The sequence below is a fragment of the Haemophilus haemolyticus genome (assembly GCF_001008205.1).
Lineage (GTDB): Bacteria > Pseudomonadota > Gammaproteobacteria > Enterobacterales > Pasteurellaceae > Haemophilus > Haemophilus haemolyticus_Q.
Genome location: NZ_LCTK01000006.1, coordinates 58,929 through 83,247, shown reverse-complemented (window position 1 = coordinate 83,247; position 24,319 = coordinate 58,929). Strand labels below are relative to the sequence as shown.

Sequence of the window (24,319 nt, the reverse complement as noted above, 5' to 3'; positions counted from 1 at the left end):
TATGAATAATGTGAGCTTTCAGGAAGGCCAACTTTGGTTTTTTATATTTAAAGTGCGGTAAAAAATGAAAAAAAAATTACTCGTTCCTCTTATTCTCTTTTTATCGATAACCATTGCCTTTTTAGTGCAATTAAAACGTAATGCGCAAGGCGAAGATATTAAAGCATTAGAGTCTGCTTTGGTTGGAAAGCCTGTGCCAGCAAAAAATTTGACGGAGCTTTTTGAAAATAAAGCTTATACGAATGAATTGTTTCAACAAGGTAAGCCAGTTTTGCTTAATGTGTGGGCGACTTGGTGTCCGACTTGTTATGCAGAACATCAATATTTAAACAAACTAGCCAAAGATGGTGTGCGAATTATCGGTTTAGATTATAAAGATGAATCACCTAAAGCAATGAAGTGGTTAAAAGATCTTGGCAATCCTTATAAAGTTGTTTTAAAAGATGAAAAAGGTTCTTTCGGTTTGGATTTAGGGGTATATGGTGCGCCAGAAACTTTTATTATAGATGGTAAAGGCGTGATTCATTATCGTTATGCCGGTGATGTAAATGAGAAAGTTTGGACTCAAACTTTAAAACCAATTTATGACAAACTTTCGGAGCAACAATAATGAAAAAAACATGGCTATTTTTGACCGCACTTTTGTTTAGCTCAGTGGCGTTTTCAGCCATTGATGCACTTAATTTTACTTCTCCACAGCAAGAGAGTGATTACCACCAGTTAACACAATCTTTGCGTTGTCCTCAATGTCAAAATAACAATATTGCGGATTCCAACGCGACTATCGCTGTGGATATGCGTGGCAAAGTATTTGAGCTTTTACAAGAAGGCAAATCGAAAAATGACGTAGTGGATTATATGGTGGCGCGCTATGGCAATTTTGTAACTTACGATCCACCTATGACAGCGAGCACATTAGTGCTATGGATTGCGCCATTATTGCTTGTATTGTTAGGCGTGGTATTTTTATTAAGACGTAAACCAAAAGCTCAAAGTGCGGTGAAATCCCAAGATGTTTTAACTGATGAAGATAATGCGCGTTTGGCAGAATTATTAAACAAGGATAAATAGATGAATTTTGCATTAATTTTTATATTAACCACTTTAGTTGTGGCGTTAATTTGTTTTTATCCTTTATTGCGTCAATTCAAAGCGAAACATGGGCAAAAACGTGATGATTTAAATAAGGCGTTATATTTCTCCCGCTTAGAAGAAATTGAGCAAGATAATTCACAAGGTTTAGTTGAAAATGTTGAGCAACTCAAACAAGAATTACAGAAAACTTTGCTTGATGATGTGCCGAGCAAGGTTCAAGAGAATGTGGATTATTCTGGCAAATCTTATGGAAAAGTGTGGTTTGGGTCTGGCGTGTTGGCGCTAGGAATTATCGCGGGCTCTTCTTATTTTATGGTTGGATCTTGGCAAGCAGAGTCTATGTTAGAGCAAACTTATGCGAAATTGCCATATTTCTTTGAACGAATGAAAGATGAAGATAAAAATCCATTTTCTGATGCAGAAATGCAGCAATTTTCTACCGCACTTCGAATTGATTTGCAGAAAAATCCAACTGATGCAAAAAAATGGTGGATGCTTGGTCAAATTGGGATGAATTTAGGTGATGCTCGTTTGGCATTCGATAGCTATCAAAAGGCTAATAAACTTGAACCAGATAATGTGCAATATAAACTAGGCTATGCTCGTGTATTGATGTTCTCTGAAGATGCGACTGATAAACTTAAAGGTGGCGATTTATTGCGTGAAGTGATTCGTCAAGATCACACTAACATTGAAGCATTGAGTTTACTCGCATTCCGTTATTTTGAAACGGAAGATTATAAAATGGCGGCAGTGACTTGGGCGATGATGCTACGCTTAATGCCGAAAGATGATGAGCGTGTTCCATTAATTGAAAAAAGTATTCGTGCCGCGCGTGATGCTTTAGAAACTCAAAACGAAGAAAAATCAAAAAGTATTACGCCTGAAAAATAACCTAGTAGTTTATACCCCTTTTTGATATAGTGAGGCAATGTTATTAACTGACAAGTTGTAGTTAGTATTTTATGTAGGAAATATCACTTTAAAAAATGTTAAGGCAAATTTGGAATGAATTATAAAAATTATATTTCTTTATTCTGTTGCATGCTGGTTAGCTTGTTTATACCACGCTTGTCAATTGCTGAAGGCAAATCTAATTCAGTGACTTATGTTGATGAAACAGATAAAAAAGCCTTTAGTTCAGATGTCTCTGATAATGATGTTCGACATCTTGCTCAAAGTATCGAATTGAAGGTTTATAAAATTAATGAAATGAGCTCATCAGAGAGTATTTATGAATCTCCAGCAGGAATTTGCCGAGGCTTTAAAATTAAAAGAGGTGTGGATTACACAAATTCAACTCACAATTATCTTTCCCCAAGTAATAGAAGTGAATATTACGGTGGAGTAACTGGAGCGACAATTTATAGTAGAAAGGAACCTTTGAATGTAAGTTATGTTCCTGTTTACTCAATTACAGACAAAAACTTGTCTAAACGCATTCAGTTACAAGAAAATAAGACATTAAAAGAAAAAGCAGTTAATCATGTTTCTGAAGGAAGAGCAGTATTAACTGACGTAATTTGTAAATAGGATGGACTAAATGAGAAAAATAGTTTTTGTTAGTTGTGCAATTTTAGGTTTAGCAGCATGTTCGTCTCAGCCAGAACAAACTGGTGGTGTTTATGATATGAAGGCTGTGCAAGAGTATAATGCTCGTGTAACAAGTGGTAATACGGTTACTCAGGCACAGAAAGATAGAGTTGCAAGTCAAGTTGATACTAACTTAAAATTGAATGCGAGTGATAATAAGGTTAGAGCTCGAGTGAGAAGCTCACTACCAGTTATCCCTGTAGTCCCAAGTGTCGGGTATCATTATAATTATCATCATTTTTGATAGAAAAATTAAAGCCTTGATTATCAAGGCTTTAATTTTGTCAATGTAGCTTGGCTGGGTCATCTTTTAGTAAATTAACATCAATAATATTTTCCCAGTCAAAAACTTTTATTTTTTGCTCTTTAGGATTAAAGAAATCAACTCCAGATAAATGTTTTTCTTTTATTCCTAGCCATTGAGTAAAGCCATACATAAAATTAAATGCCGATTGTTTTTCATTAATTTCTATTCTTTTAATTGAATCACTTGAAAACATAATAAATGGAACTTCGTAGTCTTGTTTATATAAATTACTAACATGTAAGGAATCATTTTTATGTGCTAAACCATGATCTGAAAAATATATCACGGAAAAAGATTCATTGTTTTTAATTAATAACTTATTTATATCTTCAATGAATTTATCGGTGTATTTTATTGATTCTAAATAACAAGACATTTGTTGATTGATGAAATAATTTTCAACTTTATAAGGTAATCTTTCACAAAAAATTGGGTGCGAGCCCATTAAGTGTAATACTATTAATTTATTTGTATTTTTTTCTTTTTCCAAAATCTCTTTAAATTTTGGCAATAATTCAGTATCAAATTTTTTCTCAGTTTCATACCATAAATCTTTTGTAAAAAAATTGTAATCTGCATTAACTCCTAAGCGAGACGCCATAGTATCATATTCTCCCATTTTCCCTTGATTTGAAAGCCAATATGTTTTTATATTTGCTAATTTTAATAGAGAAATTATATTGTCAGTATAAACTGTTTTATAATTTTCCTGTCTATATAGTGTTCTTTGTAACGATGGTTGTGTATTTGGTGCTGCAGAATAGTAATTATTAAAAATAGTACCATTTATACTATCTAAGAATGGAGTTGTCTTGATTGGATAACCATATAAGGACATATAATCCTTTCTCATACTCTCACCAATAATAAGAATGTAGTTCTTATATTTAGGTGAGACAGAGACAATTTCCCATTTAGAATCTTCATCAAACGCTCGATCAAGAAAGTGTTTTTGTTTGAAGTACTCTGAGACTACCCTGACTGTTTCAGAATAAAAAGATAATGGATATAACTTAGATTGAGAAAAGTAATATGAATAGGAAATATCAGATGATTTTGATTTTATAATGCCGTTAATTGGCTTTGTTAATACGTAAGAAAGTAAAGTTATCCATATTAAAATGAATATTTTTTTCTTCTTTCTCAATGTGATAAATTTGCTTACTTGCTTGCTTGAATATATTACACTAATTAACACCAAAAAATAAATACACATTAAAGTATAAATATAATTTGGGATTGAAGATAAATACTCTAATGTTTCGTTTATGTTAGTTTCATATATTGATGCTATAATTCCAAAAGAGGGAGCGCCATAAGACACTCCTGCTGGATAATAAATCATAGAGGTTATAAATAATATACTAGACGTAATCAAGCCTATGATTCTTGATGATGAAAATATTAATATTAGAAAAACATATAATGTAATATGGCTAGATGAAAAAATGTTTCCTGTGTGGGCTTTTCCTAAGCCAATATTTGTTAGGAATGAAAAAATAAAAAGCGATAAATGAAAAAATATACTCACTTTATTTATTTGATGTCTTAAAGTTGTTGTTTTCAATGTATTTCTCTTTTTAATATATTAAATAATCAATAAAAATAATCCGATTCTGATATATTAACTTTTTTATTGTTTGTTAGTTACAAACAATCTTAACTGCTAGTCCACCTTGAGATGTTTCGCGGTATTTGGCGTTCATATCTTTACCTGTTTCATACATTGTTTCAATCACTTTATCTAAGGTTACTCTTGGATTGGTGGTGCGGCGTAAAGCCATGCGTGATGCATTGATTGCTTTTACTGAAGCAATCGCATTGCGTTCGATACAAGGTACTTGAACTTGACCGCCGACAGGGTCGCAAGTTAATCCTAAGTTATGTTCCATTGCAATCTCAGCTGCGATGCATACTTGCAGTGGATTACCACCCAGAATTTCAGCTAGTCCCGCAGCCGCCATTGAACAGGCTACCCCTACTTCACCTTGGCAACCCACTTCTGCGCCAGAAATCGAAGCATTCATTTTATAAAGTGAACCAATCATCCCTGCTGCTAATAAATAGCGTTCAATAATTTCAGGTGTTAATGGCGAGATGAATTTCTCATAGTAAGCCAATACAGCTGGAATAATCCCACATGCACCATTAGTTGGGGCAGTGACTACGCGTCCACCCGCTGCATTTTCTTCATTGACAGCAAGCGCAAACATATTGACCCAGTCGATCACACGCATTGGATCGTTGGACAAATTAGTATTTGCTTGCAACATACGATAAAGAGATGCTGCACGACGTGGCACTCGTAATGGCCCAGGTAAAATCCCTTCAGTGTGAATACCGTGTTCGATACAAGCTTGCATCGTCTTCCAGACATTTTCTAAATGAGCACTGACAGCTTCTTTGCCATGCAAGGCAATTTCATTTTTCAACATCACAGTGGAAAGCATTAAGCCGTTATCACTGCAATGTTTCAAAATATCTTCTGCATTTTTGTAAGAATAAGGCACTTGGACTGTGTTTTTTTCTTCTTGACCAAAATGGGCTTCATCGACAATAAAACCACCACCGATTGAATAATAGGTTTGGCGATAAAGCTCTGTGCGATTTTCATCAAGAGCGGTAATTGTCATGCCATTTTCGTGCAATTTTAAAAAAGTGCGGTGGAAAATGAGATTATTTTCAAAATCAAATTTTACTGTCTTTTGACCAACATTAATTGGTAAAAGCGCAGTTTGCTTCACTTTCTCGATGAAACCTGAAATCATATCGATATCCACATTATGTGGTAAATAACCCGCTAACCCCATAATGATGGCAATATCTGTACTATGGCCTCTCCCTGTCATCGAAAGAGAACCATACACATCCACATGAATTTCAGATGTTTGTTCAAATTGATTTCGTTCAATTAAGTCATCTATAAATTGTTTGCCGGCTTTCATTGGGCCGACAGTATGGGAACTGGATGGCCCAATTCCCACTTTAAACATATCAAATACGCTAATCATAAATTTCTCAAAATTCGCTAAACTTTAAAGGGCGCTTATAATAATCCATAAACAACCGCAGAGATAGCGATTAATCCCATAAGCGTTACAAAAACATTGCTGAAACGTCCGCTGTAGCGTTTCATCGCTGGGATTTTGCGAATCGCGTACATTGGCATGATAAACAAAATCATCGCAATGATTGGGCCGCCAAGAGATTCGATTAAGCCTAAGATACTTGGATTAATAATCGCAACCCCCCATAACGTTAATAAGAAGAAAAGTGCGGTCGCATAATTGAGTTTTTTACGATTTACAGATTCGCCTTTCATTTTTAAATATAAGCCTTCTAATCCTTCACGTGCGCCCATATAGTGTCCGAAGAATGAGCTAGTAATCGCTAAGAATGCGACAAGCGGGCCAAAATAAGAGATATATGGATTATCAAATTTATTCGCTAAGAAAGACAAGATACTGATATTTTGTGCTTTTGCTGCCACTAATTCTTCAGGTGTTAATGTTAATACACAGCTAAATACGAAGAACATCACGAAGAATAACAAAATCGTTGAGGTGCCTTTTTCTGTATGGTCGATATGGCGTTCTGCTCCATCGAAAGTTTTGTATTCACGGAATTGTGAGCAGGTGAAAGATGAAATTGCTGGTGAATGGTTAAATGAGAATACCAATACAGGAATAGTAAGCCACAATGTGGTGACAAAACCGCCTGCTGTTGGGAATTCATGTAACATCGCACCATTCCATTCCGGAATTAAGTAAATAGAAAGTGCGAATAAAATTAATACTAATGGGTAAACAAGCCATTCTGTGATTTTTAACATCACTTTTTCATTAAATAGCATGACGGAAATCAATACTGCAATTAATACAAAAGAGAGAATTGCTCGGTTTGGTGACGCCATGCCAAGTTGATTCACAATGAAAGAATCGACAGTGTTAGTAATACCATTCCCGTAAATTAAAAGAATAGGGAAAATAGCAAAGAAATAAAGTAGGGTGATAAGTTTACCGGCTGTTTTACCAAAGTGTTCTTCAACTACTTCAGTAATATCGCTGCCAGGATTTTTTGATGAAAGTACAAAATAGGCTAAACCACGGTGAGCAAAATAGGTCATAGGTCCGACGATAATTGCCATTAAAACTAACGGCCAAAATCCGCCCATCCCTGCGTTAATCGGTAGGAATAAGACGCCAGCGCCAACCGCCGTACCGAAAAGGTTTAACATCCATGTTGCATCAAATTTGTTCCATTTGAGTTTTTCTGTTGGTTTCATAGTTTGCTCCAAAGCATAAATTACTTAAATTTGTCAATTTGCAGAGCAAAATATGCCCTAACAAAATTTGAGTATTATGTTATGCCGATAAATAGAGAATCTCAAAGAGCAAATTCTAAAATTGTGATCAAGTTAAAATTTTTTTATAAAAAGTGCGGTAATTTTCAACGATAAAAAAATCGGTGCGATCACGACACCGATTGAGTATAAAAATAAATGAAATTAGAACCGCACTTTTTTCAATCTTAAGGCGTTCATCAATACGGAAATTGAACTCATCGCCATCGCGGCGCCTGCAATCACTGGATTTAGAAAACCGAAAGCGGCAAGGGGTATGCCGAGAATATTGTAAATTAAAGCAAAGAATAGATTTTGTTTAATATTTTTCAAGGTTGCCCTTGCAATAAAAAGCGCATCCACAAGTTGATTCACCGAATGTTGCATAAGCGTTGCGGAGGCCGTTTGTTCTGCAATATCTGAACCTGATTTCATCGCAAAACTGACGTTTGCAGCGGCTAAAGCAGGCGCATCATTTATTCCATCACCTACCATTGCTACAACATGACCTAGAGCTTTCAGCTTTTGAATTTGTTCTGCCTTATCTCTAGGGCTGAGTCCACCAAAGGCTTTCTTAATGCCGAGCTGTTTAGCTATGTAATCCACGACAGATTGTTGATCGCCACTCATAATTACTACATCAATATTTTGCTGTTGTAAGCGTTGAATGGCGTGCAAGCTATCGTTTTTTAAGGTATCCGTCAGCGCAAATGCACCGATGGGTTCATCATTTATAGATACCGCGACAATGCTCGCAATTTGCCAGATATCCTCTAAATTTTTAGGCAAGATTAAACCGCAATAATCTGGTTTACCGACTTTTATTGTTCCCACTTGTTCTAATTCAGCTTGAATACCTTGACCAACTTCCATCTTTGGAAAAAGTGCGGTGGGAATTTCTAACATTTTTTGTTCTGCTGCTTGCACAATAGCTTTTGCAATTGGGTGGTTAGCTTGTCGTTCAACGGCTGCGGCAAAACGATACAAATCTTTTTCAGAATACACCGCACTTTGTGGCTGCCATAAAGCAGAGATTTCAAGCTCGCCTTTTGTTAGCGTGCCTGTTTTATCAAGCACAATGGTATCCACGTGGGCGGTTTCCTCCATTGCTGCCGCATCTTTAAACCATACGCCAGCATTAACTGCTTTACCTAAACCAACCATGATGGCTGCTGGTGTGGCTAATCCCAAGGCACAAGGACAAGCAATCACAAGCACTGATACCGCGTGAATAAGTGAAGACACACTATCATTGGTCAGAATATAAGTGAGCGCGAAAGTAGCAAGTGAAATCACTAATACAGCAGGCACAAAAACTGACGCAACTTTGTCAGCAAATCGTGCAATTGGCGCTTTTGAGCCTTGTGCATCTGATAATGCATTCATCATATCGCCAAGTAAGGTTTGGCTACCAAGCTGATTTGCTCGATAGATAATAGAACCTTCTGTTACCATCGCCCCCGCTAATACTTTTCCACATTTCTGTTTTTCTTCTGGACGAGATTCACCCGTTAAATGACTTTCATCACACCACCCATTTCCACTTTCAATTATGCCGTCTGCCGCAATACGCTCGCCTTGATTCGCACGAATGATTTCGCCGATATTTACTTGGTCAAGAGTAATTTCAGTCCATTTGTCATTACGTAGTGCAGTGACTTTTTTCGGTGTCAGTTGCAAGAGCATACTTAAGCTATTTAGGCTGTGCTTTTTAGTGCGATCTTCAAGAAATTTTCCAAGACTGACAAAACCAATCACCATAACAGAAACTTCAAAGTACACATGTCCCATTGCATGATTGTCGTGGTAAAACAACATGAAAGCAGAATAAAGATAAATGGTGAGCGTTCCTGTACTGACAAGGACATCCATATTGGCAAGTCCTCCACGAATACTACCGATTGCTCCGCGATAAAATGGAATGGCTAACCAAAGTTGAACAATGCTCGCTAATGCAAATTGCCAAATAGGGTGCAGCATCAAGCTATGTGAGCCACTCATCATGCCAAGCATACCAATTAGAAATGGAATATTGATTATCCAAAGTACGATTAATCGCCAAGGGAGTGATGTATTTTTTTCTTCTATTGGTAATTCGTTGTCTTGTTTGATATGGGCAGAGAAACCTGTTTTATGGATAATCTCTATAATTTGAGTTTCGTTTGCTTGCGTAGAGTCAAATACCACTTGTGCTTCTTCGGCGGCAAAATTCACTCCCGCTTGTTGCACAAATGGTTTTTTATTTAAAACTTTTTCAATACGATTGGCACAAGATTGGCAGGTCATCCCACCAATCTGAATCGAAATTTTTTTACTCTGTGGCGTCAAATCCAGCATCTTCAATGACCTCAATCAACTGTGCAACATTGACTCGATTTTCATCAAAAGTAATATTTGCTTTCCCTTCTAGTTGCACATTAGCAGATTGTACGCCATCTAATTCAGTTAAAACTTGAGTAAGACTTTTTACGCAACAGCCGCAATGTATGCCTTTTATGTTTAATGTGATAGTTTTCATTTTTACTCCTTGTGAGTTGTTTTATTGAGGGCTACACTATAAACCTTTACGCAAGGTTAAGGTCAAGAAGTTTTTTATGAATATTAGTGAAGTCGCAAAATTAGTAGGTTTATCTACAAAACAAATCCGTGATTATGAAAAAATGGGGTTAATTAAACCCGCTGTGCGCAGTTTATCAGGCTATCGAAATTATGGAGAAAGTGATTTAGAAAGATTGCATTTTATTCGTCACTCACGTGATGTGGGGTTTTCTCTACATCAAATCGCACAATTATTAGAACTGCAAGATAATCCTAAGCGTAGCAGTCGCGAAGTGAAAGCGCTAACGGCGCAACATATTGCGACATTAAATCAACAAATAGAACAGTTACAAAAAATGGTACAAGAATTACAGCGTTGGCATGATAATTGTCAGGGCAATGACTGCCCTGAATGTTCAATTTTGAATGGATTAAAAGGATAAATGAAAAGTGCGGTTAATATTCCCAACTTTCTGGGTCGACGCCTAATTCACGCATAAGCACTTTGGCATCTTCGGGAATTTCATCATTACGCTCTTTCATTAAATCTGCATCGGTGGGTAAAGGTTGACCGGTGAATGCATGCAAAAATGCTTCGCAAAGTAATTCACTGTTGGTTGCATGACGTAAACTTTTTAATTGGCGGCGAGTGCGTTCATTCGTCAAAATTTCCAGTACTTTGATTGGAATAGACACAGTGATTTTTTTTACTTGCTCGCTTTTTTTGCCATGTTCTGCATAAGGGCTGATATATTTTCCGTCCCAATCCGCCATAATTTACCTTAGTGCTTATTGATAACCTTACGAATTGTCCGTATTCTAATGAAAAATCAAATAAATAACAATCTAGACGGCTAAACTTCTATGTTAAAAAGAGAAAGAAAAGTGCGGTAATTTTTTAGATTAAATATAAAGAAACGCTAGACAGTACAGGGTTTTAGTGGTAATTTACGCGCCATTCAAAGAGCATAGGCTCACCATTCGAATCATCAATTCTTATTAATTCCAATATTTATTCATTATGCATTTAACTGAACTTAAAAATACGCCTGTTTCTGATCTTGTGAAACTTGGCGAAGAACAAATGGGCTTAGAGAATTTAGCTCGTTTGCGTAAACAAGATATTGTCTTTGCAATTTTAAAACAGCACGCCAAAAGCGGTGAAGATATTTTCGGCGGCGGCGTGTTAGAAATCTTACCGGATGGTTTTGGTTTCCTTCGTTCTGCTGACAGTTCCTACCTTGCCGGCCCTGATGATATCTACGTTTCCCCAAGTCAAATTCGTCGTTTTAATCTTCAAACTGGTGATAAAATCGAAGGCAAAATTCGTCCACCAAAAGAAGGTGAACGCTATTTTGCACTTTTAAAAGTTGATCAAGTTAATGATGACAAACCTGAAGTTTCTCGTAGCAAAATCTTATTTGAAAACTTAACGCCATTACATGCTAACTCTCGTTTAAGAATGGAGCGAGGCAATGGCTCAACAGAAGATTTAACAGCACGTATTTTGGATTTAGCATCACCAATTGGTAAAGGTCAACGTGGTTTGATTGTTGCTCCACCCAAAGCGGGTAAAACCATGTTGCTGCAAAATATTGCGCAAAGTATCACGCATAATTATCCTGATGTAGAGCTTATCGTATTATTGATTGATGAACGCCCAGAAGAAGTGACAGAAATGCAACGTTCAGTAAAAGGCGAAGTCATTGCTTCTACTTTTGATGAGCCTGCAACTCGTCACGTTCAAGTAGCAGAAATGGTAATCGAAAAAGCGAAACGTTCAGTCGAGCATAAAAAAGATGTGGTGATTCTGCTTGACTCTATTACACGTTTAGCGCGCGCTTACAATACGGTAACCCCCGCTTCAGGTAAAATTTTATCTGGTGGTGTGGATGCTAACGCGTTGCATCGTCCAAAACGTTTCTTTGGTGCTGCACGTAATGTGGAAGAAGGTGGTAGTTTAACGATTATTGCGACAGCGCTAGTTGATACCGGTTCGAAAATGGATGAAGTTATTTTCGAAGAATTTAAAGGTACAGGTAATATGGAATTACACCTTTCTCGTAAAATTGCAGAAAGACGCGTATTCCCAGCTATTGACTTTAAACGCTCTGGTACTCGTAAAGAAGACTTACTCACAACATCTGATGAATTACAAAAAATGTGGATTCTTCGTAAGATTCTTAATCCAATGGATGAAGTGGATGCAATGGAATTCTTGATTGATAAGCTCATGATGGCGAAAACCAACGAAGAGTTTTTTGAAGTGATGAAACGTTCGTAAAAGTAACCGCACTTCTATGAAGAACAAGGGGAAAATATTATGTTTTCCCCTTTTTAATATCCGTAATATTTGACGAAATAAATTATGACGGCCGATAAGTTCATAAAAGGGGCAAAAGGTAAAAATTCTTTTTTCTTCCTATGAATAAGCGAAAAACATATTCCAAGAACTGAGGCTAATAACAAAAAGTGCGGTAAAGTTTCTAAATGAATAAAACTTCCTAATGCCATTGCTAGCCAATAATCTCCCCGTCCAAAGGCTTCTTTTCTGTAATAGAATTTTGCAATCCAATAGATTGCGTAGAAAACAATAAAAAAACTTGCCGCACTTTTTATGCTTTCAGATAACGTAAGCAATGAAAAGTTATTATCTGCTCCAAATAAACCGAGCGTAAGTAACCATAAACAGGGTGTAGTAGAAATAAGTTGATAGTGCCAATCAAGATAACTAATTGTCCAAAGAATAAGAAGTGTGAGTCCGAACCATACAGTAAAAATAGAATCTTTAAAGGCAATTTGTAAAAATATAAATCCTACTCCAATGCTTAAAAAATACCTCAAAATATGACCGCACTTTTTTTGTTGAATAGAGACAAAATGCGGTTGAAATGGAGAACGATTTTGTGGAAATAATTCAACGTAAGTCACATAAATCTCTTGCTGCAAGCGCGTAATAAAACCAGATAGGTAGAACCACAATGCGATCCCTAAGATGCCGCCTAATAAAAACATTGCGAAGTAAATCATTGAATAACGGAGCCCATATTAAAGATAGGTAAATACATTCCCATCATAATAATTCCAATCAGGCTGCCGATTATCACCATCATTAATGGCTCTAGCATTTGTGAGAGTAAGTCAATTTGATGATTAAGTTTTTCTTGGTAATTATCTGCTATGTGCTCTAGCATCAAAGCGAGTTTTCCGCTTTGCTCGCCAATTTGTAACATTTGTTGTGCTTCCATCGGGAAAAGATCGCTACTTACGCTATTAGAAAAGGCATAGCCTTGAGAAACCCATTGTAAAATTGACCGCACTTCTTTATCTAATACGATGTCATTTACGAGGGTTTTCTTGGTTTGCCACGTTTGTGTGCGAGGGAGAAAACTGTCTAGTGCTTGATTAAGCGGTACGCCAGCCTGCAACATAATTTGTAAACTGTGGCTAAAGTTCACTAAACGTGAAAGCTTTTGAATTGTGCCAAAAATAGGCGTGATAGAAATAAGTTGATTTTTCTGTTGATGAAACCAGACCAGGCGTTTTAGATAGAAGTAATAAAATAGAAAAAAACTAAAAGATAAAAATAGCAAAATGCCAATATTTTGCTTAAGAACATTGGATATAGAGAGCAATATTGCGGTTATTGTTGGTAACTCAGCATTATTGCCACTGTACATTTCAGCAAATTGAGGCACGATAAAAAGCAGTAATGCGAGTGTTAGTAATAGTGAAATTCCCAATACCATTGAGGGATATAACATAATTTTCTGTAATTTGCGTTGTAAAGCCAAAGATTGACTACGGTGCGTGGCTATTTTTTTACAAACTACGGCAAGTTTGCCTGTCATTTCTCCCACTTGAATCAGTTGAATTTCTTGTTGTGTGAGATATTTTCCTTGTTGTTCAATTGCTTGTGAGAATGCTAAACCAGATTCAATAGATTGAAGCAGTCGTTCAAGCCATTCGTTGAGCATAATTTGAGTGCAATTTTGTTGCAAAATTTGCAGACTGTTTTTTAACGGAATAGCGGATTGTAGCAATGTCGCTAATTGATTGAGTAATTCACTGATTTCTGAATTTTTGGGCTTTGCCCCAAACTGCCAGTTTTGTCGTAATTTGATGTGAGTAAGCCCGCGGCTTATTAATTGAAAGTGTGCTTGTTGTTTCGTATCCGCAATAATTGAGCCTTTTTGTTTCTGATTTAATGCGTTACTACCTTGATAATAAAAGAGTTTTTTAGTCATGAGTTTTTACCTAACACACGTTCAATTTCTTTCTCATCCGTTATACCTTGGCGAACTTTTTCTAAACCACTCGCACGTAAATTTTTAAAATCGGTTTGATAGCCATTCTGCTGCCAATGTAGAAATTGATACACGCCGATTCGACCTTGATAACCTTGATGGCAATCACAAGAATTTATTAAATTTCCACCGCACTTTGGACAGATTTTTCGTACAAGACGCTGCGCAATGACGAGCAGCAAACTGTTTTCAATTTCATGTTGTTGAATACCGAGTTGTTGTAAGCGGGAAATGGCAGATATTGCATCATTGGTATGTAAAGTTGAGAGTACCAAATGCCCCGTTTGGGCAGCACGTAGCGCGATCATTGCACTTTCTTCATCACGAATTTCACCTAGCATAATGATGTCTGGATCTTGGCGTAAGAAAGCACGCAATAGGCGGTTAAAATCTAATCCAATCTGTGGATTTATTTGGCTTTGAATAATTCCATTAAGCTCAATTTCAATGGGATCCTCAGCGGTCATAATATGTTTATCAGGCGTATTTAGCCACTGAAGTGCGGTGTAAAGTGAGATACTTTTCCCACTTCCTGTTGGGCCGGTTACTAAAATTAATCCTTGGGGTTGGCTAAGTGCGCGTTGAAATTCTTTCTGTTGACTTTCAGTCATGCCTAGTTCAGAAAAGCTGAGTTCTACAGGTTTATTTTGCTGTGCTCTCAGGACAACTTTCTCTCCCCAATGAGTTGGTAACGTTGAAAGACGGAAATCAAGAATATCGGAAAACGTAGTTTTAAATTGAAATCGTCCATCTTGTGGAAGGCGGGTTTCACTGATATCTAATTTAGCGAGCAGTTTTAGGCGAGAAATAATTCGATTAGCCAAATTTTTACTAAGTGGAGGCTGAGCTTGTAAAACACCGTCAATTCTAAACCGCACTTGGAAATGATCCGATAAAGTCTCCAAGTGAATATCTGAGGCATTATTTTGTAAAGCGGATTCAAAAATTTGATTAAGTAAGCGAATGACGGGCTCGTCATCTTGTTGTTCAAGATGAGACTGTTCTTGATGTTGGTAATATTTAACTTGCTCTTCCACTTTAGGTTGATTAGGGGCAAGTTGCTGTAATAGTTCTTTAAGTTGAGTGCTTTCTAATAAAACTGGCTCAACAAGCTTGCCAGTTATAAACGCAATAGTTTCACAGGCGGAAAGATTTGAAAGAGAATCGACACCTAGCCAAAGACGATTATTTTCTTCTTTAAGTGGTAAAGCAAAATAACGTAAGAGTAACGACTGTTGTTGCTGATTACGCCCCCATAACTCTGGCGAGATCGTAAATATCTCGCCATTTTGTGCTTTTACACGAGGTTTTGCACTAGTTAAGTCGATCATTTTGAACAGAATCCTGCAGGGAAAATATCGGCATTCGTTGTGCCACAGGTGGTTTTCCATGTAACGCCTTTTGCACTATCTCCTTCAGCTGTGAGTGTGTAACTCATTCCATCTAATGTACCATTACCCGCTACTGTTATTGCACCGTTGCTTGTTGTCACTGATTTTACATAGCCTTTTGCAGTTGTAATATCAGCCGCAATTCCATTGCTTCCTCCCGAGCAAGTAGAAGGTTTGCCTGTGCTATAAACGCATAATTCCACATCTGACTTATAAGGTGCGGAAGCTTGCAGTAATTCGGATACCGCTGCTTTTTTGGTATAATTTTGATAAGAAGGAATAGCGATAGTAGCTAAAATCGCAATGATAGCGATGACTATCATTAATTCAATTAAGGTAAACCCTTTTTTCAAGGTAGTTTGTGTAGTTAGTTTCATTTATTTTCCTTTCATTAAGCCTTTATTGGCTGGAATATTGTGAAAAGGGAAAATTGTTTTGTAAAACAGACCGCGCTTTTTCTGTGATCCTGATCGTAAAAATAGGAAAAATGTATGCGAAAAATAAAAGATATTGATAAAGGATTTCTGACTGATTGTCGACAAATTCCATCTCCGTATTTTGATGAACGCCCAGATTTACAAGATATTTCACTTCTTGTTATCCATTACATTAGCTTACCGCCAGAACAATTTGGTGGCGGATATGTGGATGATTTTTTTCAAGGAAAATTAGATCCTAAGATTCATCCTTATTTTGAAGAAATTTATCAAATGCGTGTTTCTGCCCATTGTTTGATTGAACGAGATGGGCGAATCACGCAATATGTTAATTTTAACCAAAGGGCTTGGCACGCTGGATTATCTTGCTTTCAAGGGCGAGAAAAATGTAATGATTTTGCCATTGGAATTGAGTTAGAAGGTAGTAATGAACAACCTTTTACTAATGAGCAGTATTGGGCATTGCAAGAATTAACTAACCTAATCATGAAAAGTTATCCTAAGATTACGAAAGAGCGGATTGTTGGGCATTGTGATATTTCGCCAGGACGTAAGATCGATCCAGGTCAATATTTCGATTGGGAACGTTATTTTGCCAGCCTAAAATAATTTGTTTAAAAATTAGACATTAAAATTTAGAGACTTCTGTGTATTACAAATATTGTTATGTTTTGTGACTAAATGATTGAATTTAAATGGATAAATTTTATATTGAAATTATATTGGAAAGGTTTGTTTGAGTTATACAACATTATGGATTTTCTCAATCACAATTTTATCCACAGAAATATTGAATAACTCAAAGAGATGACCAAAAGATCTTTGATGAATGGCGTCTCTTTAAAAATTGTATTTTTTTACCGCACTTTCTTCCATTTTTATATGTGAAAAGTGCGGTTTATTTTTTCTTTAGATTTTTAGATCGAAAATAACTCAATTTATTTTTAAGTTCGATGTGATAAGGATCTCACTCTGTTTTTACGTGCTCAATTCACAATCAGAAATCCGTTATTCACAATGTTATCCACAATCTGTGTATTTTATTGTGTAACCAGCCCTTTGGTTGATAAAAACACTGATTTATGAAACAATCTGCAGACTATTTTTGTATGAAAAATTTAAGGTAAAACGATAGTGATCGATTTTGATGGCTACCGTCCAAATGTGGGTATTGTGATTTGTAATCGCAACGGGCAAGTGCTTTGGGCGAAGCGCTGTGGGCAAAATTCGTGGCAGTTTCCGCAAGGTGGCATTAATGATAATGAAAGTGCCGAGCAAGCGATGTATCGTGAACTGTACGAAGAAGTTGGTCTACAGCCTAAAGATATACGCATTTTATATGTATCTAAGCATTGGTTGCGTTATAAATTACCAAAACGTTTGTTGCGTTATGACAGCAAACCGATGTGTATAGGACAAAAACAACGCTGGTTTTTGTTGCAGCTTGTTGGCGATGAAAAAAATATCAATATGCAAACAACCAAATCGCCAGAATTTGATGGATGGCGTTGGGTTAGTTTTTGGTATCCTGTTCGTCAGGTCGTATCGTTCAAAAAAGAAGTGTATCGCAAAGCAATGAAAGAGTTTTCGAGTGTGTTGTTCTCAGTAAATCCTCCTGTATATCAACCTGCGCGAGAATTGGAGCAAAAATCTTATACTCATCCTAAAAAATATAATGGTTCAAAATTTCCAAAACGTTCTTTTAATAAAACAAGGAATTCATAATGCTTAGCTTTATTTTACTTTGTTTGCTTGTGGGGGCTGTGGCTGGCTTTTTTGCGGGGCTTTTTGGTATCGGCGGTGGATTAATGATTGTTCCTGTGTTGGTGTACTTACTACCAATGGTAGGCGTGCCAGAACCTTTGTTAATGTCTACCGCACTTGGAACCTCTTTCGCAACGATTGTTATTACTGGCTTTTCTTCGGCTCAACGACATCATAAGTTAGGTAATATTGTGTGGAGTGCGGTGAAGATCCTTGCTCCAAGCATCATGGTTAGCGTATTTATTTGTGGTTTCTTTATCGGAAAACTTGATCGCGATATTTCTAGTAAATTATTTGCCTGTTTAGTGGTTTATCTCGCAGTTAAAATGGTCTTATCTATTAAACCTAAGACAAATAAAACAGTTAAACCTTTAACGACTCAATCGTCTATTATCGGAGGCATTCTAATTGGTATGGCATCTAGTGCTGCAGGTATCGGTGGTGGCGGATTTATTGTGCCGTTTTTAAATTCTCGCGGCATCGATATGAAAAAGGCTATTGGTTCCTCGGCTTTCTGTGGCATGTTACTCGGAACTTCTGGAATGTTCAGTTTTATGTTAAGTGGCTGGGGCAATGCTGCAATGCCGGAATATTCTTTAGGTTACATTTATTTCCCTGCAGTGTTATGTATTACTGCTACATCGTTTTTCACGTCAAAACTTGGTGCGACAGCCACCTCAAAACTACCAGTGCCAACTTTAAAGAAAGGATTTGCCCTTTTATTAATTACCATTGCTGTTGATATGTTTATTAGATAGAGAAAATTATGAATTCAAATTACTTGCTTCTGCCTCATTTTGATCCAACTATTTTTACTCTTGGTGATAGCAATATCGGCTTACGTTGGTATGGTTTGATGTACCTTTTAGGTTTTATTTTTGCACGCTGGCTTGCGGTTCGTCGTGCTAATCGCCCAAATAGCGGTTGGACAGTGGATCAAGTTGATACCTTACTTTTCAACGGTTTTATGGGCGTATTTATTGGCGGACGTGTTGGCGATGTATTTTTTTATAATTTAGATCGTTTCTTACAAGAGCCGCTTTATTTATTCCGTGTTTGGGAAGGTGGGATGTCTTTCCATGGCGGCTTAATAGGCGTCATTGTTGCCATGATTTGGACGTCTTATTCACAAAAACGTAATTTTTGGCAAACGGCTGATTTTGTTGCGCCTTTGATTCCGTTTGGTTTAGGTTTAGGTAGAATTGGTAATTTCATTAACCTTGAGCTATGGGGACGCGAAACGGATGTGCCTTGGGCAATGATTTTCCCGAATGATCCGCTATTACTTCCACGCCATCCATCACAACTTTATGAAGCCTTTTTAGAAGGCGTAGTGTTGTTTACGATTCTGAATATTTTTATTAAAAAGCCACGTCCAATGGGCTCTGTTGCAGGCTTATTCTTAATTGGTTATGGCGTCTTCCGTTTTATTGTGGAATATGTGCGTGAACCTGAAGTTGAAAATTTCTTTGGCGTCATTACAAGAGGACAAGCGCTGTGTTTACCAATGATTATGGGTGGCGCTTTAATTATGGCTTGGGCTTATTCACGCAAAAGTGCGGTAATAAAATAGGAGATTTTTTATGAAGCAATATCTTGATCTTTGTCGTCGCATTGTTAATGAAGGTGAATGGGTTGCCAATGAGCGTACAGGTAAGCGCTGTCTCACCGTTATTAATGCTGATTTAGAATATGATGTGGCGAACAATCAATTTCCGCTGATTACTACACGTAAAAGTTATTGGAAAGCGGCCATTGCTGAATTTTTAGGTTATATTCGTGGATATGACAATGCCGCTGATTTCCGCGCACTTGGTACTAAAACTTGGGATGCCAATGCGAATGAAAATGCCGCATGGCTTGCCAATTCGCACCGTAGAGGTATTGACGATATGGGGCGCGTATATGGTGTGCAGGGCAGAGCATGGCGTAAGCCTAATGGTGAAACCATCGATCAGCTACGCAAAATTGTTAATAATTTGACAAAGGGCATTGATGATAGAGGGGAAATTTTAACCTTCTTTAATCCAGGGGAATTTGATCTTGGTTGTCTTCGTCCTTGTATGCACACGCATACTTTTTCTCTTGTGGGCAATACTTTACATCTTACTAGTTATCAACGTTCTTGTGATGTTCCGCTTGGATTGAATTTCAATCAAATCCAAGTGTTTACGTTCTTGGCGCTTATGGCTCAGATTACGGGCAAAAAAGCAGGCAAGGCATATCATAAAATTGTGAATGCACATATTTATGAAGATCAGCTTGAGTTAATGCGTGATGTGCAACTTAAACGCGAGCCTTTCCCATTGCCAAAATTAGAAATCAATCCAGATATAAAAAGCCTTGAAGATTTAGAAACTTGGGTCACGATGGATGATTTCAACGTCATTGGCTATCAATCTCATGAACCGATTAAATATCCTTTTTCCGTCTAATGGATGCAACAAAAGTGCGATCAGAATTTGACGAGAAAATGATGCGCTATGCCCTTACTCTTGCGGATAAAGCAGAAGCGTTAGGTGAGATTCCTGTGGGGGCGGTTTTGGTGGATGAGAGTGGGAATATTATTGGCGAAGGTTGGAATCTCTCCATTGTTCAAAGTGATCCTACCGCACATGCTGAAATTATCGCCTTGCGTAATGGCGCGAAAAATATTCAAAATTATCGCCTACTGAATACCACGCTTTATGTGACATTAGAGCCTTGCACAATGTGTGCTGGGGCAATTTTGCATAGCCGAATTAAACGCCTTGTGTTCGGCGCTTCTGATTATAAAACTGGTGCGGTTGGATCACGTTTCCATTTTTTTGATGATTATAAAATGAATCATACTCTGGAGATTACATCTGGTGTATTGGCAGAAGAGTGTAGTCAGAAATTAAGCGCATTTTTTCAGAAGAGACGCGAAGAGAAAAAAATAGAGAAAGCATTGTTAAAAAAGTCTGATTGATATTAAATCTCCATTTTCTCCTATTCTTAGCTTTTAAAAACCAGGGTTTATTGTTATCTCAAGTCGTTTTACCTGCGGAAATTCTTCTTGAATGAGTTTCAACAATTCTGTCTGTCTGAATAAAATTCCTTGACGAACGATCGCATTTGCTGTTTCAATAAAAATTGAGTTATCTATCATATTACCAATACGAAATTTGCCGTGAAATTCCTGTGGAAAAATGCGGTTAAATTTTTGATTAAGTTCATTCATGGCAAGACCTTTTTTCATTATTTTGGCAAAGGGGGATTGCTCAAGCACATCCATAATATTGACTGCTTTTTGATAACGCTCAGCCTTGTTTTCCATAAAGTCTGCTCTCAGTAAATGACATTAGTTTAGATTTCCGCTACAATACACGCAATTTTCATAATAAACAACGAGACGATGATTTCAGGCACTGTCAAACCGAATTTTTGGTCGCGATTACTTTTAAGTATCATCGCGATTTTTGCTTTGCCTAACGCACAAAGTTTTGAAAATCAAAATAATGCGGAAAATTATTCCTCGAGTATTTCCATTCAACAAGCGTTAGAAACGGTAAAAGTAGCACGTGAAGTGCAACGACAAGCCATTCCTCAACCTTTAATTTCCCACCAAACTGAAAAACAACCTAAAATTCAACCGCACTTTTTAGCTGATGCGTTGAATCCTAGTGCGCCAATTCGAGCTGGCCCCTTGCTTATTTAATTTTTCTGTTTTTTGTGAAGAATATTGCTATTGAAATAGCGATATTTTAAAAAAGAATTATTGTGCATGAAATAAAGTATTTCATACGCATTTAACTATTTAACTTATATATTTAAAAAGAGAAATTATGAGCATTTTAACGAAAATTTTTGGCAGCCGTAACGACCGTATTTTACGTAAATTAAGAAAACAAGTTGTAAAAATCAATAAATTAGAACCTGAGTTTGAAGCCCTCACAGATGAACAACTTCGTGCAAAAACAGATGAATTCCGTCAACGTTTAAGTGCGAGCGAAACTTTGCAACAAATTTTACCAGAAGCATTCGCAACGGTACGTGAGGCAAGTAAGCGCGTGCTTGGTATGAGACATTTTGATGTTCAGCTTATTGGCGGAATGGTATTGACTAACCGTTGTATCGCAGAAATGCGCACTGGTGAAGGTAAAACATTAACTGCGACTTTACCTTGTTATTTAATCGCACTTGAAGGTAAAGGCGTTCATGTTGTGACAGTGAATGACTATCTTGCTCGCCGAGATGCAGAAACAAACCGTCCGTTATTTGAATTTTTGGGCATGAGTGTAGGCGTAAATATTCCTGGTTTACCGCCTGAAGAAAAACGTGCCGCTTATTCAGCAGATATTACTTATGCAACCAATAGTGAACTTGGTTTTGATTACTTACGTGACAACTTAGCTCACTCAAAAGAAGAGCGTTTCCAACGTACTTTAGGCTATGCGTTGGTGGATGAAGTGGACTCTATCTTAATCGATGAAGCGCGTACACCATTGATTATTTCTGGTCAAGCGGAAGACAGTTCTGCACTTTATATTGCGGTAAATAAACTGATTCCAAACTTAATTAAGCAAGAAAAAGAAGATACAGAAGAATACCAAGGTGAAGGGGACTTTACTTTAGATCTTAAATCTAAACAGGCGCACTTAACTGAACGTGGCCAAGAAAAAGTGGAAGATTGGTTGATTGCGCAAGGTTTAATGCCAGAAGGTGATTCTTTGTATTCTCCTGGTCGAATTGTATTGCTTCACCATGTTATGGCTGCCTTGCGTGCGCACACATTGTTTGAAAAAGATGTCGATTACATTGTGAAAGATGGTGAAATCGTGATTGTTGATGAGCACACTGGTCGAACAATGGCAGGGCGTCGTTGGTCAGATGGTTTACACCAAGCCATTGAGGCAAAAGAAGGGGTTGAAATTAAGAGTGAAAACCAAACTGTTGCGTCAATCTCTTACCAAAACTACTTCCGTTTATATGAGCGTCTTGCCGGTATGACGGGGACTGCGGATACTGAAGCGTTTGAGTTCCAACAAATTTACGGTTTGGAAACCGTTGTGATTCCAACAAACCGTCCAATGATCCGTGATGATCGTACCGATGTGATGTTTGAAAATGAACAATATAAATTTAATGCAATTATTGAAGACATCAAAGATTGTGTAGAACGCCAGCAACCAGTGTTAGTGGGGACGATTTCAGTAGAAAAATCAGAAGAATTATCTAAGGCTTTAGATAAAGCGGGCATCAAACATAATGTATTGAATGCGAAATTCCACCAACAAGAAGCAGAAATCGTGGCAGAAGCTGGTTATCCCGGTGCGGTGACTATCGCAACGAATATGGCGGGTCGCGGTACAGATATTATCCTTGGTGGTAATTGGAAAGCGCAGGCTGCTAAATTAGAAAATCCAACTCAAGAACAAATTGAAGCGCTTAAAGCTGAGTGGGAAAAGAACCACGAGATTGTAATGAAAGCCGGTGGTTTGCATATTATCGGTACAGAGCGTCATGAATCTCGCCGTATCGATAACCAGTTGCGTGGTCGTTCTGGCCGTCAAGGTGACCCTGGCTCTTCTCGTTTCTATCTTTCTTTGGAAGATGGCTTAATGCGCATTTATTTGAATGAAGGTAAACTCAATTTAATGCGTAAAGCGTTCACCGTGCCTGGTGAGGCAATGGAATCGAAAATGTTGGCGAAAGTTATCGCATCTGCCCAAGCAAAAGTTGAGGCTTTCCACTTCGATGGTCGTAAAAACCTACTTGAATATGATGACGTGGCAAATGACCAACGTCATGCAATTTATGAGCAACGCAATTATTTGCTTGATAATGATGATATTTCTGAAACTATCAACGCCATTCGCCACGATGTATTTAATAGTGTGATTGATCAATATATTCCACCGCAATCTTTGGAAGAACAATGGGATATTAAAGGGCTTGAAGAACGTTTGGCTCAAGAGTTTGGTATGGAATTACCAATTTCTCATTGGCTGGAAGAAGATAATAATCTGCACGAAGAAAACTTGCGTGAACGCATCGTAGAAGTCGCTGAAAAAGAATATAAAGGAAAAGAAGCGCTGGCTGGTGAAGAAACTATGCGCAACTTTGAAAAAGGCGTCATGTTACAAACCTTAGATGAGCTTTGGAAAGAACACTTAGCGGCGATGGATTATTTACGCCAAGGTATTCATTTACGCGGTTATGCGCAAAAAGATCCAAAACAAGAGTATAAAAAAGAATCTTTCCGTATGTTTACGGAAATGTTGGATTCTTTAAAACATCACGTTATTACGACTTTAACGCGTGTACGTGTACGTACTCAAGAAGAAATGGAAGAAGCTGAACGTGCTCGTCAGGAGATGGCTGCTCGTATCAATCAAAATCATTTACCTGTGGATGAAAATGGTCAGGCAATCCAAAATTCAGATTCTGAAGATTATTCAGATCGTCGCATTGGACGCAATGAGCCTTGTCCTTGTGGTTCGGGTAAAAAATACAAGCATTGTCATGGCAGTCGTGCTGCTCGCCATTAATGATTAGCCAAAGTGCGGTGATTTTTCACCGCA

Annotated in this window: 26 protein-coding genes; 15 read left to right on the top strand and 11 right to left on the bottom strand. The window is 37.4% G+C overall.

The genetic code is table 11. The features are described 5' to 3' along the window. Positions 1-64 precede the first annotated feature (64 nt). From AAX18_RS01725 to AAX18_RS01705, 5 genes are all read left to right on the top strand, one after another. The gene (locus AAX18_RS01725; protein ID WP_005634310.1) at positions 65-610 is read left to right on the top strand and encodes a DsbE family thiol:disulfide interchange protein; all 546 of its coding nucleotides are present in this window, start codon (positions 65-67) and stop codon (positions 608-610) included. After that, the gene (locus AAX18_RS01720) at positions 610-1,071 is read left to right on the top strand and encodes a cytochrome c-type biogenesis protein (protein WP_046952745.1); all 462 of its coding nucleotides are present in this window, start codon (positions 610-612) and stop codon (positions 1,069-1,071) included. Before AAX18_RS01725 ends, AAX18_RS01720 begins: the two co-directional genes overlap by 1 nt. Next, positions 1,072-1,989: a c-type cytochrome biogenesis protein CcmI gene (gene ccmI, locus AAX18_RS01715; RefSeq protein WP_046952744.1), complete on the top strand. Its 918-nt coding sequence runs from the start codon at positions 1,072-1,074 to the stop codon at positions 1,987-1,989. 114 nt (positions 1,990-2,103) lie between these two features. Beyond that, complete coding sequence (locus tag AAX18_RS01710; protein ID WP_046952743.1) at positions 2,104-2,628, top strand: hypothetical protein; 525 nt, start codon at positions 2,104-2,106, stop codon at positions 2,626-2,628. Positions 2,629-2,638: 10 nt separating this feature from the next. After that, positions 2,639-2,932 carry a hypothetical protein gene (locus tag AAX18_RS01705; RefSeq protein ID WP_046952742.1) on the top strand — a complete coding sequence of 98 codons (294 nt, stop codon included), beginning with the start codon at positions 2,639-2,641 and terminating at the stop codon, positions 2,930-2,932. 40 nt (positions 2,933-2,972) lie between these two features. On the opposite strand, the gene AAX18_RS01700 is transcribed toward AAX18_RS01705, so the two are convergent. The 5 genes from AAX18_RS01700 to AAX18_RS01680 form a co-directional block, all read right to left on the bottom strand. After that, positions 2,973-4,562, bottom strand: a complete 1,590-nt coding sequence (locus tag AAX18_RS01700) for a phosphoethanolamine transferase (RefSeq protein ID WP_230599527.1) — start codon at positions 4,560-4,562, stop codon at positions 2,973-2,975. 76 nt (positions 4,563-4,638) lie between these two features. Next, positions 4,639-6,006: an L-serine ammonia-lyase gene (locus tag AAX18_RS01695; RefSeq protein WP_046952741.1), complete on the bottom strand. Its 1,368-nt coding sequence runs from the start codon at positions 6,004-6,006 to the stop codon at positions 4,639-4,641. 35 nt (positions 6,007-6,041) lie between these two features. Next, a complete protein-coding gene (locus AAX18_RS01690) occupies positions 6,042-7,280 on the bottom strand; it encodes an HAAAP family serine/threonine permease (protein WP_005629539.1) in 1,239 nt (412 codons plus the stop codon). 222 nt (positions 7,281-7,502) lie between these two features. After that, positions 7,503-9,674, bottom strand: a complete 2,172-nt coding sequence (locus AAX18_RS01685) for a heavy metal translocating P-type ATPase (protein WP_046952740.1) — start codon at positions 9,672-9,674, stop codon at positions 7,503-7,505. Continuing rightward, entirely contained in the window at positions 9,649-9,855 is a 207-nt protein-coding gene (locus AAX18_RS01680; protein WP_046952739.1) for a heavy-metal-associated domain-containing protein, read from the bottom strand. Before AAX18_RS01680 ends, AAX18_RS01685 begins: the two co-directional genes overlap by 26 nt. 76 nt (positions 9,856-9,931) lie before the next feature. Here AAX18_RS01680 and cueR point away from each other — a divergent pair, with 76 nt between their 5' ends. Continuing rightward, entirely contained in the window at positions 9,932-10,318 is a 387-nt protein-coding gene (cueR, locus tag AAX18_RS01675; RefSeq protein WP_046952738.1) for a Cu(I)-responsive transcriptional regulator, read from the top strand. A gap of 13 nt (positions 10,319-10,331) precedes the next feature. Here cueR and metJ read toward each other — a convergent pair whose 3' ends face one another. Further along, positions 10,332-10,649, bottom strand: coding sequence for a met regulon transcriptional regulator MetJ (gene metJ, locus AAX18_RS01670; RefSeq protein ID WP_005634287.1), 318 nt, complete (start codon positions 10,647-10,649; stop codon positions 10,332-10,334). A gap of 247 nt (positions 10,650-10,896) precedes the next feature. Between metJ and rho the strand changes: the two genes are divergently transcribed. Then, a complete protein-coding gene (gene rho, locus AAX18_RS01665; protein ID WP_005629550.1) occupies positions 10,897-12,159 on the top strand; it encodes a transcription termination factor Rho in 1,263 nt (420 codons plus the stop codon). Positions 12,160-12,212: 53 nt separating this feature from the next. Here rho and AAX18_RS01660 read toward each other — a convergent pair whose 3' ends face one another. From AAX18_RS01660 to ppdD, 4 genes are read right to left on the bottom strand one after another with little or no spacing between them, the layout of a single operon-like run. After that, positions 12,213-12,905, bottom strand: a complete 693-nt coding sequence (locus tag AAX18_RS01660; protein ID WP_046952737.1) for a prepilin peptidase — start codon at positions 12,903-12,905, stop codon at positions 12,213-12,215. Then, positions 12,902-14,122 carry a type II secretion system F family protein gene (locus AAX18_RS01655; protein ID WP_046952736.1) on the bottom strand — a complete coding sequence of 407 codons (1,221 nt, stop codon included), beginning with the start codon at positions 14,120-14,122 and terminating at the stop codon, positions 12,902-12,904. Before AAX18_RS01655 ends, AAX18_RS01660 begins: the two co-directional genes overlap by 4 nt. Then, positions 14,119-15,513 carry a GspE/PulE family protein gene (locus AAX18_RS01650; protein WP_005627460.1) on the bottom strand — a complete coding sequence of 465 codons (1,395 nt, stop codon included), beginning with the start codon at positions 15,511-15,513 and terminating at the stop codon, positions 14,119-14,121. The genes AAX18_RS01655 and AAX18_RS01650 overlap by 4 nt, the downstream gene beginning before the upstream one ends. Further along, positions 15,510-15,950, bottom strand: a complete 441-nt coding sequence (ppdD, locus tag AAX18_RS01645; protein ID WP_005627463.1) for a prepilin peptidase-dependent pilin — start codon at positions 15,948-15,950, stop codon at positions 15,510-15,512. The genes AAX18_RS01650 and ppdD overlap by 4 nt, the downstream gene beginning before the upstream one ends. Positions 15,951-16,064: 114 nt before the next feature. Between ppdD and ampD the strand changes: the two genes are divergently transcribed. From ampD to tadA, 6 genes are all read left to right on the top strand, one after another. Continuing rightward, the gene (gene ampD / locus AAX18_RS01640) at positions 16,065-16,619 is read left to right on the top strand and encodes a 1,6-anhydro-N-acetylmuramyl-L-alanine amidase AmpD (RefSeq protein ID WP_005627465.1); all 555 of its coding nucleotides are present in this window, start codon (positions 16,065-16,067) and stop codon (positions 16,617-16,619) included. Positions 16,620-17,144: 525 nt separating this feature from the next. Then, positions 17,145-17,735, top strand: coding sequence for an RNA pyrophosphohydrolase (gene rppH, locus AAX18_RS01635; RefSeq protein ID WP_005627467.1), 591 nt, complete (start codon positions 17,145-17,147; stop codon positions 17,733-17,735). Further along, a complete protein-coding gene (locus tag AAX18_RS01630) occupies positions 17,735-18,532 on the top strand; it encodes a sulfite exporter TauE/SafE family protein (protein ID WP_005627469.1) in 798 nt (265 codons plus the stop codon). The genes rppH and AAX18_RS01630 overlap by 1 nt, the downstream gene beginning before the upstream one ends. Positions 18,533-18,540: 8 nt before the next feature. Continuing rightward, positions 18,541-19,347: a prolipoprotein diacylglyceryl transferase gene (gene lgt / locus AAX18_RS01625; protein ID WP_046952735.1), complete on the top strand. Its 807-nt coding sequence runs from the start codon at positions 18,541-18,543 to the stop codon at positions 19,345-19,347. A 10-nt stretch (positions 19,348-19,357) separates the two neighbouring features. Next, positions 19,358-20,209 carry a thymidylate synthase gene (locus tag AAX18_RS01620; protein ID WP_005627473.1) on the top strand — a complete coding sequence of 284 codons (852 nt, stop codon included), beginning with the start codon at positions 19,358-19,360 and terminating at the stop codon, positions 20,207-20,209. After that, positions 20,209-20,724: a tRNA adenosine(34) deaminase TadA gene (gene tadA, locus AAX18_RS01615; protein WP_005627475.1), complete on the top strand. Its 516-nt coding sequence runs from the start codon at positions 20,209-20,211 to the stop codon at positions 20,722-20,724. The genes AAX18_RS01620 and tadA overlap by 1 nt, the downstream gene beginning before the upstream one ends. 33 nt (positions 20,725-20,757) lie before the next feature. Here the strand turns inward: tadA and AAX18_RS01610 are convergent, their stop codons facing one another. After that, positions 20,758-21,072: a DUF721 domain-containing protein gene (locus tag AAX18_RS01610; RefSeq protein ID WP_005627477.1), complete on the bottom strand. Its 315-nt coding sequence runs from the start codon at positions 21,070-21,072 to the stop codon at positions 20,758-20,760. Between the two features lie 78 nt (positions 21,073-21,150). On the opposite strand from AAX18_RS01610, the gene secM reads away from it, so the two are divergent. Beyond that, entirely contained in the window at positions 21,151-21,453 is a 303-nt protein-coding gene (gene secM, locus AAX18_RS01605) for a secA translation cis-regulator SecM (RefSeq protein WP_046952734.1), read from the top strand. A gap of 127 nt (positions 21,454-21,580) precedes the next feature. Further along, positions 21,581-24,286: a preprotein translocase subunit SecA gene (gene secA / locus AAX18_RS01600; protein ID WP_046952733.1), complete on the top strand. Its 2,706-nt coding sequence runs from the start codon at positions 21,581-21,583 to the stop codon at positions 24,284-24,286. Positions 24,287-24,319 lie beyond the last annotated feature (33 nt).